The sequence below is a fragment of the Paenibacillus zeisoli genome, from assembly GCF_003994465.1.
In the GTDB taxonomy this organism is placed as follows: Bacteria; Bacillota; Bacilli; order Paenibacillales; family Paenibacillaceae; genus Fontibacillus; species Fontibacillus zeisoli.
This window is the reverse complement of sequence record NZ_RZNX01000012.1, coordinates 1-18,061: the sequence shown is the minus strand read 5'-3', so window position 1 is coordinate 18,061 and position 18,061 is coordinate 1. Positions and strand designations below refer to the sequence as shown.

Here is an 18,061-nt window from a genome sequence, read left to right as displayed (position 1 = left end):
AATGACACACAATCCATTAGAGGAAATTAACCAGAAGGTAGCGGAAGCGATCACGGCAGCCATCTTGGCTGCAGGACTCGCTGCCCAGGAAGAGATTCCGGCGATTAAGCTCGAAGTGCCTAAGGAGAAGACCCATGGGGATCTGGCCACGAATGCGGCAATGCAGCTGACCAAGATTGCGAAGAAAAATCCCCGCCAGATTGCCGAAGCCATTCTTGAGAACCTGGACTACAGCAGCGCCTCGATCGAAAAAGCGGAAATCGCTGGCCCGGGGTTCATTAACTTCACCCTGACCAAGAGTTACCTGTATCCTGTGCTCGAGCAGGTCTATGCGCAGGGAGATGATTATGGCCGGATTAATCTTGGCCAAGGTCAGAAGATCCAGGTTGAATTCGTCAGTGCGAATCCGACAGGCAGCCTGCATTTGGGTCATGCACGCGGCGCAGCCGTAGGCGATGCGCTGTGCAACCTGCTGAGCCATGCCGGATACGACGTAACCCGCGAATATTATATTAACGATGCCGGGAATCAGGTTAATAACCTGGCGAAGTCCATTGAAGCCCGCTACTTGCAGGAGCTTGGACAGCCTGCCGAGATGCCGGAAGACGGCTACCATGGCGAAGATATTAAAGGCTTTGCCAAAGAGCTCGTAGCTGAGCAGGGGGATGCTCTCCTGTCCCGCACGCCGGGTGAGCGTGCGGCATTCCTGCGCAAATATGGCTTGGACAAAGAGCTGGACAAGATCAAGCGTGACTTGGGGCGCTTCCGGGTTCATTTTGACAGCTGGTTCAGTGAAACTTCCCTTTATGAGAATGGTCAGGTGGAAGCTTCTCTTCAAGAGCTTAAGGACAAAGGCCAGACTTATGAGCTTGACGGAGCTACCTGGCTGAGAACGACCGATTACGGCGATGATAAAGACCGTGTGCTCGTTAAGAATGACGGCACGTATACGTACCTTACACCGGATATCTCCTATCACCGCAACAAGTTCAATCGCGGCTTTGACCGCATGATCAATATTTTTGGAGCCGACCACCACGGATATATTCCGCGTCTTAAGGCCGCTATGGCAGGCCTTGGTAACGATCCGGACAAGCTAACGGTCCTGATTGCCCAAATGGTCAGCCTGTTCCAGGATGGCGAGAAAGTGAAGATGTCCAAGCGGACAGGTAAAGCGGTTACCATGGTTGACCTTATGGACGAGGTCGGTGTTGACGCCATTCGCTATTTCTTCACGATGCGCAGTATGGATTCGCATCTGGACTTCGATATGGACCTAGCCGTATCTACATCCAACGAGAATCCGGTGTTCTACGTGCAGTATGCACATGCGCGGATCTGCAGCGTCTTCCGTCAGGCTGAAGAGCAGGGAATTACGATTCCGGCTGCGGCGGATGCTGACCTGACCAAGCTGACCGCTGAGCATGAATATGCTCTGCTCCGCAAGATCGGCGAGCTGCCTGAGGAGATTGAGACTGCAGCGAGTAACTTTGCGCCGCACCGTCTTGTGCGCTATGTATATGAACTTGCATCCTTGTTCCACAGCTACTACAGAGCCGAGCGCGTCATCACTGAAGACGCGCAGCAGACCGCCGCACGCCTCGTGCTGCTCGGCGCTACCCGCCGCGTGATCGCGCGCGTACTCGCGCTTATCGGCGTAGAAGCCCCAGACCGCATGTAGCCGGCATCCACCGGCTCAAGCGTCAAATGCCCGCCTAGCCGGCACGCGACCGGCCTGCGGTAAATGCCCGCCAACGCCGGCACAGCCCGGCTCCCGCGGCACACCGCCGCCCAGCCGGCACGCGACCGGCCTGCGGTAAATGCCCGCCAGCGCCGGCACACCACCGGCTCAAGCGGCAAGCCCCGCCGCCGCGGCTTCGCCCGCCAGGCGGCCCCTGCGGCGGCATCACTCTTCGCCGCCGCAACAAGCAGCAAGGCCCCGCCCGGAATTCCTAGGCGGGGCCTTGCTGCTTCTACAACGGAGCCGAGCTCGGCCCCGATCCGCGCACTGATCCTCAGGGGTCAAGGAGCCCCCCGCTTGATCAGCCGCAGCGCATTCACTTCCGAGGGAGAGATCCCGCCGCGGGCGGAGCGCTTCCTGGCCGACAGCACCGGCCGGGCACTTTTGCGCAGCAGCTGCTTGATCTCTGTCGGTGTAAGGTCCGGCCGGAGAGCAAGCAGCAGCGCAATGGAGCCGCTGACGTGCGACGTGGCCATTGAGGTGCCGTTCATCTCTTTGTGTCTGCCTCCGATCCAGGAGGAGTAGATCTTCTCGCCGGGCGCGTAGATATCGACATGGGGACCGCTGTTGCTAAAGCGGGCGATCTTCCGGGATCGGTCGGTAGCGCCTACGGAAATGGTCTGCGGATAGCGGGCAGGATAATCCACACTGCGGCTCTTATTATCATTTCCGGCAGATGCGACAACGACCACTCCGGCTTGAAGCGCTTTATTGACTACATTGAATAAAGACTTGTTTTTGGATTTCATGCCAAAGCTCATATTAATAATATCCACTTGATTTCGAACACACCAATCAATGCCCAAAATAATGTCCGATACATAGGCGGCTCCATTGTGATCAAAGGCTTTGACCGGATAGATCGTGGCCCGCGGGGCAACTCCAAGAATCCCCTGCATGCTTCCAGCGCCTGCAATAGTCCCTGTGATATGGGTGCCATGGCCATTATCATCATGGGGAAGCATGTTCGGATTTAAGAGATTAACACCTCTGGCTAGAGAGTGACGCAGATCGGGATGACTGAAGTCAGCTCCTGTGTCAATGACGGCGATACGAACCTGGTAGCCTGTTGAAGAAGACCAGACGTCCGGGGCTTGGATATGACGAACACCCCAGGGAATCTCAGGAGTAGTCACCATGCCGCTGGCTGGTACCGCATGCACGCTGACTTGGGCATCTTGCTCTAGGATAAGGCCTTTCCTGCAGCTCTGGGGCAGGTCGGCGAGGGAGAAGGGACAAATGAAGGCTTGCAGCAGGGAAGAACTACGGATGAGGCGCATTTGAGGGAATGAACGCTTCATCCGGTTAAGCTGCCTAAGGCATTCCTGATAAGCTGCCGGGCGGGCAAATCGGATAATGGTCCGTTGTTTCTTTGATGCGACGGCCCCTGTCTTTTCCTGAATAAAATTAAGGAATCGGGCATAGTCCATTGCGAGCAGCCCCTCCTGACAAAGCGTGTTGTAGAAGTATTGTATGAATGCTCTGGCGGACAGGAGTGGGAGCATGCCCTATATACCGGGAAATAGGCGGAGTTCACATTTTATTTGAATATAGGTGGAATCATCCGTGTCAAAAGCAGGGAAAGCACATAGGATGTGAAGAGAGCCTGAATCGGCTTTCAGCTTGCGATTTCTGAAGAATGCAGATAATTCTTCAGAGAGCGGATACAGTCAAAAAGGCGGGGAGCGCTGCTCTCCGTCTTTTCCTTGATCCTGAAGTCACAGGTTATTGCCAAGCCGCTACATACCTTTGTGATAAGCTAAGGGAATTCGCCTAAATAAACTTGCATTTTGCTGCCAAATAGGTTTTACTTATGTGTGATAAAGAACAGAATGGATGAATGGGGGTTCCCCTCCATCTTCTGCTTGAAACATTGTGTGAGAGGACGTGTGTAAGTGAGTACACCGCTCAATTTGAAGTTTGATCCGGAGAAAGTGCACGAAATTCCGATGGTCGACTTGGCCTTTATGATTTTGAAAGCGGCGAATACGCCATACTACTACCGTGATTTGATGAATGAGGTAGCTAAGCTTCGCGGCATGTCGGAAGCCGAGATTAATGATGCGATTGCCCAGCTATATACTGAGATTAATATCGACGGCCGTTTTGCCTGTGTAGGTACGAATCTTTGGGGACTCAAGCGCTGGTATCCGATCGAGCGTTCCGAAGATCCGGTAGCGAATGCCAAGCGTCCGCGTATTATTAACGATGAAGATGATGATGAGGATGACTTCGTTGAAGAGGAAGAGACATACGCATCCGACGATGACGACGATTACGATGCCGTTGACGAAGACGGTGAGGATGAGCTGTTCCCAGATGAAGACGACGATGACGCCGATGTGGAAGACGAAGAGATTCTGGATGATGAGGAATTGGATGAAGATGAGGATGACGATTCCGAGGATGCAGATGATGAAGATATAGAGGATGACCTTGAGGATAAGTAGTCTCCTTAGGCTGTAAGCCCTGTTCCAGATAGTTCCTATAATCGCTCTTTGCCTTACTTGACAGGGGGGGCGGTTACAGGTAAACTATTGCTTGGGCTTATGATTCAGACCTATAAATATGATCAATTTTAAAAAGTGCCCCGTCTTGTTCGGGTGTCACTTTTTTTGTTTTTTTACGTGCCTTTTTGAGGGTGATTTCTATCTCATTGGGTTACGCTATATTGGATACTGATCGTTTTTCTGTACAAGCTTCAAGGATTTCTGGACTACTTACTGGACTACTTATAGGAGGTTTTAAGACTGTGACAAAATATATTTTCGTAACCGGGGGTGTAGTCTCTTCCCTGGGTAAAGGGATTACTGCTGCGTCCCTTGGCAGACTGCTCAAGAACAGAGGTTTGAAGGTTACAATCCAGAAATTCGATCCTTACATTAACGTAGACCCGGGGACAATGAGTCCTTACCAGCACGGTGAGGTATTCGTTACCGATGACGGAGCCGAGACAGACCTTGACCTTGGCCACTATGAGCGCTTCATTGATATTAATTTGTCGAAGAACAGCAACGTAACGACCGGTAAGGTGTACTCTTCAGTCATTAGCAAGGAGCGCCGTGGTGAGTATCTTGGAGGTACGGTTCAGGTTATCCCTCATATTACGAATGAGATCAAGGAACGTGTCTACCGTGCCGGCCGGGAAGCTGGATCGGATGTCGTGATTACAGAAATCGGCGGTACGGTTGGGGACATCGAAAGTCTGCCGTTCTTGGAAGCCATCCGCCAGATTAAGAGTGATATTGGACGCGAGAATGTGATGTATATCCACGTTACGCTGATTCCTTATATTAAGGCTGCCGGTGAAGTGAAGACCAAGCCGACCCAGCACAGTGTTAAGGAACTTCGCAGTATCGGAATTCAGCCGAATGTCATCGTTTGCCGTACAGAGCATGAACTTTCTGATGATATGAAAGCCAAAATCGCCCTCTTCTGTGATATCGATGCGAGTGCGGTTGTGGAATGTCGTGATGCGGATACACTCTACCAAGTGCCTTTGAACCTTCGTGAAGAAGGACTGGATGAGATCGTAGTCAACCACCTTAAGCTGACTACCCCGGCTCCGGATATGACGGAGTGGGAAGGTCTGGTGAACCGGATTAACAAGCTTGAGAAGACAGTGGAGATCGCCATTGTCGGTAAATACGTGGCCCTGCACGACGCCTACCTCAGTGTGGTTGAGTCTCTTTCCCATGCCGGATTTGATTCCAATGCGGACGTGAAGATCCGCTGGGTGCACGCGGAAGAGGTTACAGATGAGAACGTGGAAGAGATGCTGGGCGGAGTTGGCGGTATCCTGGTTCCAGGCGGCTTCGGTGACCGTGGAATTGAAGGTAAAGTCTGCACAATTCGTTATGCTCGTGAGAAAAAAATTCCGTTCTTCGGCATCTGTCTCGGGATGCAGGTCGCTGTTATCGAGCATGCCCGTTCTTTGGCAGGCCTGACCGGCGCGAACAGCTCCGAGATTAATCCGGCTACAGAGTATCCTGTGATCGATCTGCTTCCAGAGCAGAAGGACATTGAGGACTTGGGCGGAACGATGCGTCTTGGGCTATACCCTTGCAAGCTTGCACCGGGTTCGCTTGCAGAACAGTGTTACAACGATGAGTTGGTATATGAAAGACACCGTCACCGGTATGAATTTAATAACGCTTATCGCGAAGTGATCGAGAAGGCGGGCTTACGGATTTCGGGAACCTCCCCGGATGGCCGTCTGGTTGAAATCGTGGAGTGTCCGGATCATCCTTGGTTCTTGGCCGTCCAGTTCCATCCGGAGTTTACGTCTCGTCCGAATCGTCCACAGCCTTTGTTCCGTGAGTTTGTCAAAGCTTCTATTACCCATAATTCTTAATTTTGTATCAATAGTTTCTGAAAGTCATAAATTGATTCCCGGAATTAGCAGGAATTTCAAATTCTTGGGCGAATATCTAACACATCAGACTGCCTGCGGCGGCGGTATTTTCAAGATGATTAGAGGATTTCGGGAGGGTTGAGTGATAATGGATAAGAAGCTTCTGATCGTTGATGACCAGAATGGGATCCGGATTTTGCTGATGGAAGTATTCAGCAGCGAAGGCTACACAACGTATCAAGCAGCAAATGGGAAGCTCGCTTTAGAGATCGTACGCAGTGAATCACCCGATCTGGTACTGCTGGATATGAAGATTCCGGGAATGGACGGATTGGAGATTTTGAAGCATATCAAAGCTGTGAATCAAGACATTAAGGTCATTATGATGACGGCCTACGGTGAGCTTGACATGATCAAGGAAGCGACGGAACTTGGAGCTTTAATGCATTTCACGAAGCCGTTTGATATTGATGAGATGCGATTGGCGGTCAATATGCAGCTGAAAGGCGGCGCAATGATTTAGGGACTCCGTAATGGAGTCCTTTTTTTGTCACGATTAGGCTCCAAAGGTTGTTAGTATTTTGTCGGTTATGTGGTATAATATGTAGGTGTGAGAATCGGGTAATAAGATATATAGCCAACTTTTAGGAGGACGAACCATGCCATTAGTATCCATGAAAGAAATGTTGAACAAAGCGCTTGAGGGGAAATATGCTGTAGGACAATACAACATTAACAACCTTGAGTGGACCCAAGCGATCCTGGCTGCTGCAGAAGAAGAGAAGTCACCAGTTATCCTTGGCGTGTCCGAAGGCGCTGCACGTCACATGAGCGGTTTCTACACTGTTGTTAAGATGGTAGAAGGCCTTATTCAAGACATGAAGATTACAGTACCTGTAGCTATCCATCTTGACCACGGATCCAGCTTTGACAAGTGTAAAGAAGCGATCGACGCTGGCTTCACTTCTGTAATGATCGATGCTTCCCATGGTACGATTGAACATAACATCGAGACAACTAAGAAAGTTGTTGAATATGCACACTCCAAAGGCGTTTCTGTTGAAGCTGAAGTTGGCCTTGTAGGTGGACAAGAAGATGATGTGGTAGCTGATGTAATGTATGCGAAGCTTGACGACTGCGTACGTATCGTTAAAGAGACTGGCATCGACACACTGGCTCCAGCACTCGGTTCTGTACACGGACCATACAAAGGTGAACCAAACCTTGGTTTTGCTGAAATGGAAGAAATCCGTAACGCGGTTAACCTTCCACTGGTTCTTCATGGCGGTACAGGAATCCCTACTCATGACATCAAGAAAGCTGTATCCCTGGGTACTTCCAAGATCAACGTGAATACCGAGAACCAAATCGAATTCACTAAAGCAGTTCGCGAAGTGCTTGCTGCGAAGTCGGAAGCTTATGACCCGCGTACATACATCGTACCAGGTCGCGAAGCGATCAAACAAACCGTAATCGGCAAGATCCGCGAGTTCGGTTCCAACAACAAAGCTTAATATAAGCTCTAAATAAAGAAGAGGAATTTCGCCTGGAGCGAAGTTCCTCTTTTTTTGCTTGCCATGTAGACAAAGATGCTTTTATGAGGCAGAAGTGTTATTATGGAAAGGAATTGTCAGAATTATATAGCCTGCAGGAGGAACCTCACTTTGATGGAAAAATTAATGATCAGCGGCGGACGCCCGCTTAAGGGAACCGTTCAGATCAGCGGGGCCAAGAACAGTGCGATTGCGCTTCTGCCGGCAGCCATCTTGGCTGAGTCGGAAGTCGTTCTGGACAATTTGCCAGAACTTAGCGATGTAGCTGTATTTACTGAAATTCTTGAAGATTTGGGTGCAAGCGTAGCTTGGTCCGGAAATCAAATCAAGATTGACCCAAGTACAATTAAATCAATTCCTATGCCGAATGGGCCTGTGAAGAAACTCCGGGCTTCGTACTATATGATGGGAGCACTACTTGGCCGATTTGGTGAAGCGACGATCGGACTTCCAGGAGGGTGTAATTTTGAACCCCGTCCGATTGACCAGCATGTCAAGGGCTTTGAAGCGCTCGGCGCTACAGTAACCAATGAACATGGGGCAATTCACCTTTATGCCAAGGAACTGACCGGCGCGAAGATTTACCTGGATGTGTCCAGTGTGGGCGCGACCATTAATATTATGCTGGCTGCGGCCAGAGCCAAAGGATCTACGATTATTGAGAATGCTGCCAAAGAACCTGAAATTATAGATGTTGCTACACTTCTGAATTCCATGGGTGCAATTATTAAAGGAGCCGGAACCGAGACGATCCGCATTGAGGGAGTCCGGGAGATGCATGGATGCCGGCATTCGATTATACCTGACCGAATTCAGGCGGGGACTTATATGATTGCTGCGGCGGCAACCCGTGGTAATGTTCTTATTGATAATGTTATTCCTAAGCATTTGGAAGCCCTAACTGCTAAATTGATTGAAATGGGCGTAACGGTTGAGGAACTTGATGAATCGATCCGTGTTATTGGGGCTGCTTCATACGGGCATGCTGATGTGAAAGCGCTGGTATACCCTGGATTCCCTACCGACTTACAGTCTCCTATGACAAGTCTTTTGACTCAGACGGAAGGGGTTAGCGTGCTCAGCGACTTTGTATACAGCAACCGTTTCAAGCATGTTCCTGAACTTGTGCGTATGGGCGCCAAGATCCGGGTTGAGGGCAGATCAGCGATTATCGAAGGGGGTAAGCTTAACGCAGCCAAGGTGAAAGCCTCTGACTTGAGAGCGGGAGCAGCGCTGGTTATTGCCGGACTTACAGTGGAGGAAGGTATCACCGAAGTCACTGGTGTTGAATTTATTGATCGGGGATATGATCATCTTGTCATGAATCTGCGCGATCTCGGTGCGGATGTTTGGCGGCAGACAGAATAGCCCGAATTGCTTTAAGTAATATTTCGAAGGAATAGTTGAAGGAATCACCAGGGGTAGCTGCCGAATGGACAAGCTGCTTCTGGGAGATTGCCTCAGTGTAACCCCTCTATGGAAGATTTTTGTTCTTGTCCGCATAACTCCCCCCACTACGGGTATAACTATTCTATAACTCTTAAAGTGTCATCATAGATTTTTGGCTTTCATAGAGTCATGCTCCATCTCTTCGGATTGGAACTTCTTATCACCCTCGTGTGTTTACTCTGAATGTATTTCTTGTCTTTTACTCCCGACCCTACATTGAATTATAAATTGAATAGGTGGTTAATTACATGGATCTTCAAATTGCTGATTTGGAAGAAAAAAAGCTGACGGATTTGTACAAGCTTGCCAAGCAGTACCAAATCCCTTATTACGGACAGCTGAAGAAGAAAGAACTGATTTTTGCTATACTACGCGCTCAAGCTGAACAAAGCGGTCTAATGTTTATGGAAGGCGTACTTGAGATATTGCCTGAAGGATACGGATTCCTGCGTCCCATCAACTATCTGCCGAGCACGGAAGATATTTATATTTCGGCTTCCCAAATTCGGAAATTTGATCTGCGGACTGGTGATTTGGTATCTGGTAAGTGCCGTACACCTAAGGAGAATGAGCGCTATTTCGGCCTGCTTCAAGTCAATGCCGTGAATGGTGAGGACCCAGCTCAGGCCTCGGAACGTCTTCATTTCCCGGCGTTAACGCCGTTATATCCGCAGACCAAGCTATCGCTTGAGACCTCGCCCACATCCTTGTCTACCCGGATTATGGATCTACTGGCTCCGGTTGGACTTGGACAGCGCGGACTAATCGTAGCCCCGCCTAAGGCAGGCAAGACCTTGCTGCTTAAGGAGATTGCGAATAGCATCTCTACGAATAACCCGGATATCTCCCTCTTTGTGCTGCTCATTGATGAGCGTCCGGAAGAAGTAACAGATATGCAGCGTTCGGTAAAAGGAGAGGTGATCGCCTCCACCTTCGACGAACTCCCGGAGAATCACATCAAGGTCGCTGAGCTGGTGCTGCAGCGCGCACTGCGTCTGGTCGAGCATAAGAAAGACGTGGTCATTCTTATGGACAGTATCACCCGGCTCGCCCGAGCATACAACCTCGTCGTTCCGCCATCCGGCCGGACACTCAGCGGAGGTATTGATCCGGCTGCGTTCCACCGTCCGAAGCGGTTCTTCGGATCGGCACGGAATGTGGAGGAAGGCGGCAGCCTGACGATTCTGGCTACAGCGCTTGTAGATACTGGTTCGCGGATGGACGATATCATCTACGAAGAATTCAAAGGGACAGGGAACATGGAGCTGCATCTGGACCGGAAGCTGGCTGAACGGCGCATCTTCCCGGCGATCGATATCCGTCGCTCGGGTACCCGCCGCGAGGAAGTGCTTTTGACGAAGGAAGAACTGGATACAATCTGGTCTATTCGCAAGAATATGAATGAGAGCTACGACTTTGTTGAGGGATTCCTCAAGAAGCTGCGTGACTCCAAGACCAATGCCGAGTTCCTGGCTTCATTTGATACTGCTGGCAATGCCCCGGCGCCAACCGCCTCTGGCAGCACTAACCCGCGCCGTTCCAGCCGTCAAGCCCCGTCCCCTTTAAGCACCTAACAAACAACTTAGCAGCCTGTCTCTAAAGACTACTAAGCAAAGAGGAGAACAACATGTATTTGGTATACGCAGATGAACAAGGAAATGTATTCGATCATCCCTCCCTATATGGGCTTGCCCGCAGCGGGGATATGATCGTTGAGATAATGGAAGATGAGCTCATTCCTCTCCCGGATGGGGCTACTCTGGTTGGTCTGCCAAGCACCCGACCGGTAGGCCTTGATCCTGAGAGTGGTGAAATGCAGTCACTTCCTGGCAATGTTCAGGCTGTAGGCGCGCTGCTCCCACAAGGCTTCACGCGTCTTTGCCTGCCTGGTTATGTGAAGACGGACAAGGAATATAAGCTGCCTTTGTTCGGGTATTCTGCCGTAGTATGGAATGAAGGAAAGTTCTATGTAACGGCACGTCTAACAGACGATCCAGAGAAATGGAACCCGCTTAACTGTGATCCGCTGGAGCTTAAGAGTCAGGTGAAGCGGATGAGGGAAGAATATCCGGAGAATCGGCTTTATGAGCACCTTTCCAACTGCGCTTTGGGCTACGAGTGTCTAACGGCCTCCAACACATTCTTGAACCGCTGGGAAGGTGCGGTACCCGTGTCATATTCCTGCAATGCGGGTTGCTTCGGCTGTATTTCTGAGCAGCCGGATGATAGCGGATTTGTCTCGCCGCAGACGCGGATGAACTTCCGGCCTCGGACCGAGGAGATTGTAGAAGTGATGCTTGAGCATCTGAAGACCCCTGAATCCATTATCAGCTTTGGGCAGGGATGTGAGGGTGAGCCTTCCACCCAGGCGAAATTGATAATCGATGCGATCCGCCAGGTACGTCAAACCACAGATATGGGCTATATTAATATCAATACAAACGCAGGTCTGAGCGATCATATCCGGGGCATCGTAGATGCAGGGCTTGATCTGATGCGTGTGAGCACCATCAGTGCGTTGGATGACCACTATAACGCGTACTATAAGCCAAGAGGGTATACGCTTGCGAACGTGGAGAAATCCCTCCTTTATGCTTCGGAACAAGGAGTCTACACCTCTATTAACTATTTAATATTCCCAGGTGTTACTGACCGAGAAGAAGAGATTGAGGCCATGATCGAATTCGCTAGACGGACCAAGCTTCGCTTGATCCAGTGGCGTAACCTCAATATTGATCCGGAGAGCTATTTGGGACTCATCCCCAAGGCGAAGGGTGATATTCTGGGTATGAAGCAGGCGATCGAGATATTCCAGGAGGAGCTGCCGGATGTTGTAATGGGCTCTTACTCCCATGTGCCGCCAGCCGAGCTGAAGCGATTCAAGAATGGTATCCGTAACGCGTAATAATCGATTGCAATTAGTGGCACGACTATGCTACAATCATATTTGGTTATTATAACTCTGGGTACGCATGAGACTCAGGGCGGAAAGAGGTGAAAGTCATGAATCAAGCTATTCAACCGAAATATCACGTGACTACTGTTACTTGCGCATGCGGTAATAAGTTCGAAACAGGATCTGTTCAAGAAGATCTTCGCGTGGAGATTTGCTCCGCTTGCCACCCGTTCTTCACAGGTAAACAGAAATTCCTGGATGCCGGCGGCCGCGTTGATAAATTTAAGAAGAAATACGGAATCTAATACGATCTGCTGCGCTGCAGCCTGATCGATATATGCAAATCCCCTCTGATTTATCAGAGGGGATTTTTCTTTGTTCTTTTATGGAATAAATAATTCATTTTATCGGCAAAGTGGACTTTCTAAGGATCAGTTTCCTTTGAGCTCAATCGTTTCGTTGATTTTGTTCCATACGTTCTGTTTGCCAAATCCCAGTCTCCACAGGGCGATCCCTTTCAGGCCGTATCGCTTGGCAAGACCGATCTTGGCATTCACCGTATTCTCGTTCTCGCTGTACAAGTTCACGCCGAGCACGAGCTTGTCCTTGGTTACGGACTTGAGTGCGAGCTTAATGGCGTTATCAATCTTATCCACGGGCTGTGGCAGCTTTTCGTCGGTGTAAGCATAGGCCATAATAATCAATTCGTCCGCCAGCTCGCCAAGCTTCTTATAGTCATAACCATGATAAGATCCATTGAGCGGGGGGAGTGCCACGGATAGCTTTAGACCGGCGGCGTGAGCGGCGTCAGCAGCCTCTTGGACAAAGTTGTTGTACGAGGCCTGCACTGCCTTAGCATCGCCTGTGAGGCCCAGACCTTCCAGGTCAAGAAGCACACCCTTGAATTGGTTCTGAATGGCGGTGCTTATCATCTGCTTAATCGCATCTTCGCGGGCGGCTTTATCCTCTACGGCCTTAGTCAGTTCCCCCTTGGTGTCACCGGAGTAGACGAGCAGATAAGGGGATGTGCCAGCTGCGGAAGTGTCTGTAACCAGGCTTTCAGGGGTAACCTCTCCAGCTGGCTTAGGCCATTTGAAGTCGTTCCCTGATGTGGTGAATGCTCCCGTGGCATCAATTCGGCTCCATCCGAAGCCTACGGCATCAAAGTCTGGAATCAACGCGGATTCGCTAAATGAGTTAATTGCGTAGAAAGCCAGCGTATAAAGCTTCTCCCGGGGCGATACAATAGTTACCGTGGACGAAGGTCCATCCCATTTAACTGCGGCCCCGAACTGCTGGCTGAAGAAGCTGAGTGGGATCATTGTGGTACCCTTAATCGTCTGCGGAGCCAGTGCGATGGCGGTCTTTTGTCCATTAACGGAGGCACTCTTGCTTCCAAGGGTTAACGTTACCTTTTTGGTATCGTCACCAGCTGTTTTTACAGCTGTAATAGACTTCGACTTCTCGTCCCAATTCACCGTTACTCCAAGTGCTTCTGAGATCGCACGAAATGGAACAAGGGTTGTTCCTTTAACGATAGTCGGCTGAACTGGGAAGGGAAGAGAGTAGCCGTCCAGCATAATCTTTACATTACCAGCTGCGCTGGCTATGCCGGTTCCTGCTGTTCCAAGTCCTCCGAACGCTGAAATAGCCAAGGTCAGGCATAGAATAACTTTGGATCTTTTTATCGGATTCATAGTATCGAATAAAGCCACCTTTCCGTGTGAAAATAAAGTTTGATATAAGTCAGACTTCCGACATGTACTGCCGACTCTGCGGTTTCTTAATGTTGCTATACAGGAAAAGAGGAGAAATCTCGCAATCGTCGGATCTACTAATTATATCAATAGATTTACACAAAATGGAATAAATAGTTATAATAGTGCACCAGGTTAATCTGGATATCCTGTTAACTTCTTCTAACCGTTTGCATTTTGTACAAGCTTGAGATATACTTATTTTCACCGTGCTAGATGGGGAGGTAGCGGTGCCCTGTAACTCGCAATCCGCTGTAGCGAGGTTGAATTCCTATTAGAGGTCTTGTCGATGTGAGGTTTGGTCCTTGCAGTCAATGTTGACGGCTGGGTCCTCCGCAATGAGTAACTGTGAACCTGGTCAGGTCCGGAAGGAAGCAGCCATAAGCAGTCTCACTCTTGTGCCGGAGGGTGGCCTAGCCCGAGTTGATCTGCAAGGGTGCCGCTTGGATCGCAATGATCGATAATAGGTGCACGGTACACCTTAACTAACACGAACATCTTTGCCTTAGCTGGCGAAGATGTTTTTTTGTATGCTTATACCTATTTTCCGTGGATTAAAAAGTTTTTCTCGTTCATGGAGTATAGTATAATAAAGGTATGCGATAAACGTAATTAACGGGAAGTCTGAAAGAGGGTGCCGCAAGTGGAACATATCGCACTGTACCGCGCTTGGCGGCCGCAGTCGTTTCAAGATATGGTAGGTCAGCAGCATATTATCCGAACGCTTCAGAATGCGATTCGGGAGAACCGGCTTTCTCATGCTTACTTGTTCAGTGGGCCCAGAGGAACCGGGAAGACAAGTGCTGCGAAGATATTAGCCAAGGCTGTGAACTGCGAGAATGGACCAGCAGCAGAGCCTTGTAATGAATGTGAATCTTGCAGGCGCATTACGGCGGGAGCTGTAATGGATGTGCTCGAGATAGATGCCGCCTCCAACCGGGGGGTTGAAGAGATCCGGGATCTCCGCGAGAAGGTGAAATATGCGCCTACAGAGGTCCGGCATAAGGTGTATATCATAGATGAGGTTCACATGCTGACGACGGAAGCGTTCAATGCGCTGCTTAAGACGCTGGAAGAGCCGCCTCCGCATGTGATGTTTATTCTGGCTACAACCGAGCCTCACCGGCTTCCGGCTACGGTAATTTCGCGCTGTCAGCGCTTCGATTTTCGCCGGGTATCCCTGGAGGAGCAAAGCGACAGGCTAAAGCTGATTTGTGGTCAGGAGAATATCACCGCCGATGATGAAGCCATACAGTATATTGCCCGTTTATCGGATGGCGGGATGCGGGATGCATTAAGTATACTGGACCAGATTTCATCTTTTACCGATGGACATGTCTCTTATGAACAAGTACTTGCCATGACCGGGGGGATTCCGTCGAGTCAGTTCGCCCATCTTGCAGAGGCTCTGTCACAGGGCGATATTGGTGGGATGCTGCAGATGATTGAAGGTTTTATGCAGGAAGGAAAGAGTGCAGATAAATGCATGGAGAATCTGCTCTACTACTTCCGCGATCTGCTGATGATCAAGATGGTGCCCAAGGCTGGGCATATGACTGAGCGGGTTCTGGATGCGCGGGACTTTGAAGAAATGGCGAAAGCCTTTACAAAGCCCCAGCTGTTCGGTATTATCGACACGTTGAATCATTATCAGACCGAGATGAAGTATGCGGCGCAGCCGCAGATGCTTTTTGAGGTAGCACTGCTCAAGCTGTGCAGTATTACCCAGGAAGAGACGTTAAGCATGTCGGCACATGCCTCCGCTCCTGTCAAGAGTGCGGATGCATCCGAGGTTCAGCAGCTTAAGCGCCAATTGTCTGAGCTTGAGAAGAAGCTGGATCAGGCTTTGAAGAATGGGATTTCATCTGGGGCAGGAGGAGCTGATTCTTCGGGGCCGCCAAGGTCGCAGGCCAGCAGATCTCCGGCGCCCAGAATCTCGTCACTTTCTAAGATTCCGTCGAATATGGATCGGTACATTGCACAGCGTACTTCACCAGAATTTATTGTGATTCAGAATAAATGGAATCAGATCCTGCAGCGTGTGAAGGAAGAGAAGGTTACAATTCATGCATGGTTTATGAATGGGGAGCCTGTTTCTGTGCTGGATAACAATGTACTCGTTGCTTTCAAGAATGACATACATCGGGAGACAACGGAGAAGCCGGCTAACAAGGAAGTCATTGAGCGTATATTAGAACAGCAGCTTGGGGGACCTTTCCGTCTTGTCAGCATGATGCAGAAGGATTGGAATGAGGCTGTTGAGGGTGCGGGAACTCCGTCGCCAGAGCCCTTTGAACTAGAACCGGGTCCCGATGAGGGCGGGGCTAGTAAGGAACCGTGGGTAGATGAGGCGCTCCAAATGTTTGGAGATGACCTTGTAGTTATAAAAGAATAACGCAGTATACCAATCTAAGGGAGTGTTTAGAGTGAACAATATGAACCAAATGATGAAGCAAGTGAAGAAAATGCAAGAGCAAATGTTGAAAGCTCAGGAGGAGCTTGGAGATAAAGTGATGGAGGGTACTTCCGGTGGTGGCGTTGTGAATGTAAAAGTAAACGGCCATAAGAAAGTGTTATCTATCGACATTAAGCCAGAAGCAGTAGATCCAGACGATGTAGAAATGCTTCAGGATTTAATCCTTACAGCGGTAAATGACGCTCTGACTAAAGCTGAAGAATTGGCTAACCAGGATATGGGTAAATTCACAGGTGGCATGAAAATCCCAGGGTTGTTCTAATCATAATACTGAAGGAGCACGCTTAATTTGTATTATCCCGAACCGATCGCTAAGCTGATCGATGCATTTACGCACCTGCCGGGAATTGGGCCCAAGACAGCGGCCAGGCTTGCTTTCCATGTGCTGCGTATGAAAGATGATGATGTTGTCGATTTCGCCAAAGCACTGGTCAGTGTGAAGCGGAATCTTCACTATTGCTCCGTCTGCTGCAACATAACCGATACCGATCCATGTCGTATTTGTCAGGACAAGAGCCGGGATGCTTCGGTGATCTGTGTAGTTCAAGAATCAAGAGATTTGGTGGCTATGGAGAGAACGAAGGAGTTTGACGGGTATTATCATGTCCTGCAAGGTGCAATCTCTCCCATGGAGGGGATTGGTCCGGATGAGATCCGGCTTAAGGAGCTGCTCGGGCGTCTGAGTGATGAACGAGTGCAGGAATTGATTTTGGCAACAAATCCGAATATTGAAGGCGAAGCTACCGCGATGTATATTTCAAGGCTGGTTAAGCCTTTCGGCATTCGTGTCACAAGAATTGCTCACGGGTTGCCTGTGGGTGGGGATTTGGAATATGCGGACGAGGTAACGTTGTCCAAAGCTCTTGAAGGACGCCGTGAACTCAGTTGAAGCAAGTAGATCCAGCGCAATATTTAGAATAGACGTAGATTATATTTTAAGAAGCCTCCTTGGAGGCTTCTTTTTTTTGTTCTAAGTTTGTCCTTATCCCGATATGTATGAAGTAAATGAACGTGAATAGGTGGAGTGCAGCTTGAGCTCATGACGGGTTCTGGGGCTGCCTGTTCGCGCCTAGGGGGTAAAAGATAATGGCTTTCTTGAGCAAATGGACGGACAAGATGAGGCGGCAGCGCGAGGTAAATCAGGATTTTCAGCGTAAGGTTCATATTTATGAAGAAGTACGCAAAGCAAAGATGGAGTGGGAACGGGCATACATGGCTTTTCAGCAGGCGGTAGGTGAAGATGAGATTGATTTTGCCGTATATACCCTGGAGGCGGCAGAGAGAAGATATCAGATTCATTTAAAAGAAGCCAAAAAGGAAGAAGTCAGCTGGGGACCGCTCCCTTATGGAACTCATTATTGATTTCATCACTATAGCAGGAGGGTGAAGGTATGAGGTTATTATTTACAGCAATACTTGTTGTGGCTCTGATTCTCATCATATATATATGGATAACTCGAAAGCTTGGCTTCGCTTGGCTGACTAGACTGGGTATGCATATTGTAGTGGCAGCACTCGCGATTTATATTGTGAACTTCTCAGGAGTTATGCCTGAGCTATACGTGCCTCTGAATCCGATCACAGTAAGTACCGTGCTGTTATTAGGACTGCCAGGAGTTGCACTTCTGGTAGGGATAAAATTAACATTAGTATAATGATTGACGGTTGCTTGCTTTGTATGTTACATTATAAATCGCTCCTTTGAGGGGACAAGCGCTTTGATCAACAGCTAAATAAAGAGTTGAAAAAAGTGTTGACTAACAAAGAAGCAATGTGATATATTATAAAGGTCGCTGCTGAAACAACGCGGTGACGAAATGAAGAGTTTGATCTTT

The 18,061-nt window shown here is 49.4% G+C and carries 16 protein-coding genes and 1 other RNA gene; 15 read left to right on the top strand and 2 right to left on the bottom strand.

The window, feature by feature from the left end; translation table 11 throughout:
* The first annotated feature begins 1 nt into the window (after window position 1).
* Window positions 2–1,681, top strand: coding sequence for an arginine--tRNA ligase (argS, locus tag EJP77_RS18475; RefSeq protein WP_127200741.1), 1,680 nt, complete (start codon window positions 2–4; stop codon window positions 1,679–1,681).
* A 341-nt stretch (window positions 1,682–2,022) separates the two neighbouring features.
* Here the strand turns inward: argS and EJP77_RS18470 are convergent, their stop codons facing one another.
* Window positions 2,023–3,171: a S8 family peptidase gene (locus EJP77_RS18470; RefSeq protein WP_127200740.1), complete on the bottom strand. Its 1,149-nt coding sequence runs from the start codon at window positions 3,169–3,171 to the stop codon at window positions 2,023–2,025.
* Window positions 3,172–3,636: 465 nt separating this feature from the next.
* On the opposite strand from EJP77_RS18470, the gene rpoE reads away from it, so the two are divergent.
* The 8 genes from rpoE to rpmE all read left to right on the top strand — a co-directional run bounded on the left by rpoE (window position 3,637) and on the right by rpmE (window position 12,298).
* Window positions 3,637–4,191: a DNA-directed RNA polymerase subunit delta gene (gene rpoE / locus EJP77_RS18465; RefSeq protein WP_127200739.1), complete on the top strand. Its 555-nt coding sequence runs from the start codon at window positions 3,637–3,639 to the stop codon at window positions 4,189–4,191.
* Between the two features lie 302 nt (window positions 4,192–4,493).
* Window positions 4,494–6,095 (top strand): CTP synthase, encoded by a 1,602-nt coding sequence (locus EJP77_RS18460; protein WP_127200738.1) that lies wholly within the window; start codon window positions 4,494–4,496, stop codon window positions 6,093–6,095.
* Window positions 6,096–6,240: 145 nt separating this feature from the next.
* Entirely contained in the window at window positions 6,241–6,618 is a 378-nt protein-coding gene (locus EJP77_RS18455) for a response regulator (protein WP_281278507.1), read from the top strand.
* Between the two features lie 136 nt (window positions 6,619–6,754).
* Window positions 6,755–7,609: a class II fructose-1,6-bisphosphate aldolase gene (fba, locus tag EJP77_RS18450; protein WP_127200736.1), complete on the top strand. Its 855-nt coding sequence runs from the start codon at window positions 6,755–6,757 to the stop codon at window positions 7,607–7,609.
* A 153-nt stretch (window positions 7,610–7,762) separates the two neighbouring features.
* On the top strand, window positions 7,763–9,016 hold the full coding sequence (locus EJP77_RS18445) for a UDP-N-acetylglucosamine 1-carboxyvinyltransferase (protein ID WP_127200815.1): 1,254 nt from the start codon (window positions 7,763–7,765) through the stop codon (window positions 9,014–9,016).
* A gap of 329 nt (window positions 9,017–9,345) precedes the next feature.
* Window positions 9,346–10,671: a transcription termination factor Rho gene (rho, locus tag EJP77_RS18440; protein WP_127200735.1), complete on the top strand. Its 1,326-nt coding sequence runs from the start codon at window positions 9,346–9,348 to the stop codon at window positions 10,669–10,671.
* A gap of 53 nt (window positions 10,672–10,724) precedes the next feature.
* Window positions 10,725–12,002 (top strand): radical SAM family protein, encoded by a 1,278-nt coding sequence (locus EJP77_RS18435; RefSeq protein WP_127200734.1) that lies wholly within the window; start codon window positions 10,725–10,727, stop codon window positions 12,000–12,002.
* 98 nt (window positions 12,003–12,100) lie between these two features.
* Window positions 12,101–12,298, top strand: a complete 198-nt coding sequence (gene rpmE / locus EJP77_RS18430) for a 50S ribosomal protein L31 (protein ID WP_127200733.1) — start codon at window positions 12,101–12,103, stop codon at window positions 12,296–12,298.
* Between the two features lie 126 nt (window positions 12,299–12,424).
* On the opposite strand, the gene EJP77_RS18425 is transcribed toward rpmE, so the two are convergent.
* Complete coding sequence (locus EJP77_RS18425; protein WP_127200732.1) at window positions 12,425–13,690, bottom strand: stalk domain-containing protein; 1,266 nt, start codon at window positions 13,688–13,690, stop codon at window positions 12,425–12,427.
* A 267-nt stretch (window positions 13,691–13,957) separates the two neighbouring features.
* Here EJP77_RS18425 and ffs point away from each other — a divergent pair.
* The 6 genes from ffs (at window position 13,958) to EJP77_RS18395 (ending at window position 17,881) form a co-directional block, all read left to right on the top strand.
* Window positions 13,958–14,225: signal recognition particle sRNA large type (ffs, locus tag EJP77_RS18420), an RNA gene on the top strand.
* Window positions 14,226–14,393: 168 nt separating this feature from the next.
* On the top strand, window positions 14,394–16,145 hold the full coding sequence (gene dnaX / locus EJP77_RS18415; protein ID WP_127200731.1) for a DNA polymerase III subunit gamma/tau: 1,752 nt from the start codon (window positions 14,394–14,396) through the stop codon (window positions 16,143–16,145).
* A 31-nt stretch (window positions 16,146–16,176) separates the two neighbouring features.
* Window positions 16,177–16,488 (top strand): YbaB/EbfC family nucleoid-associated protein, encoded by a 312-nt coding sequence (locus tag EJP77_RS18410; RefSeq protein ID WP_127200730.1) that lies wholly within the window; start codon window positions 16,177–16,179, stop codon window positions 16,486–16,488.
* A 27-nt stretch (window positions 16,489–16,515) separates the two neighbouring features.
* Window positions 16,516–17,115, top strand: coding sequence for a recombination mediator RecR (recR, locus tag EJP77_RS18405; RefSeq protein ID WP_127200729.1), 600 nt, complete (start codon window positions 16,516–16,518; stop codon window positions 17,113–17,115).
* 197 nt (window positions 17,116–17,312) lie between these two features.
* Window positions 17,313–17,588 (top strand): DUF2508 family protein, encoded by a 276-nt coding sequence (locus EJP77_RS18400; RefSeq protein WP_127200728.1) that lies wholly within the window; start codon window positions 17,313–17,315, stop codon window positions 17,586–17,588.
* Window positions 17,589–17,617: 29 nt separating this feature from the next.
* On the top strand, window positions 17,618–17,881 hold the full coding sequence (locus tag EJP77_RS18395) for a pro-sigmaK processing inhibitor BofA family protein (protein WP_127200727.1): 264 nt from the start codon (window positions 17,618–17,620) through the stop codon (window positions 17,879–17,881).
* Window positions 17,882–18,061: the final 180 nt, after the last annotated feature.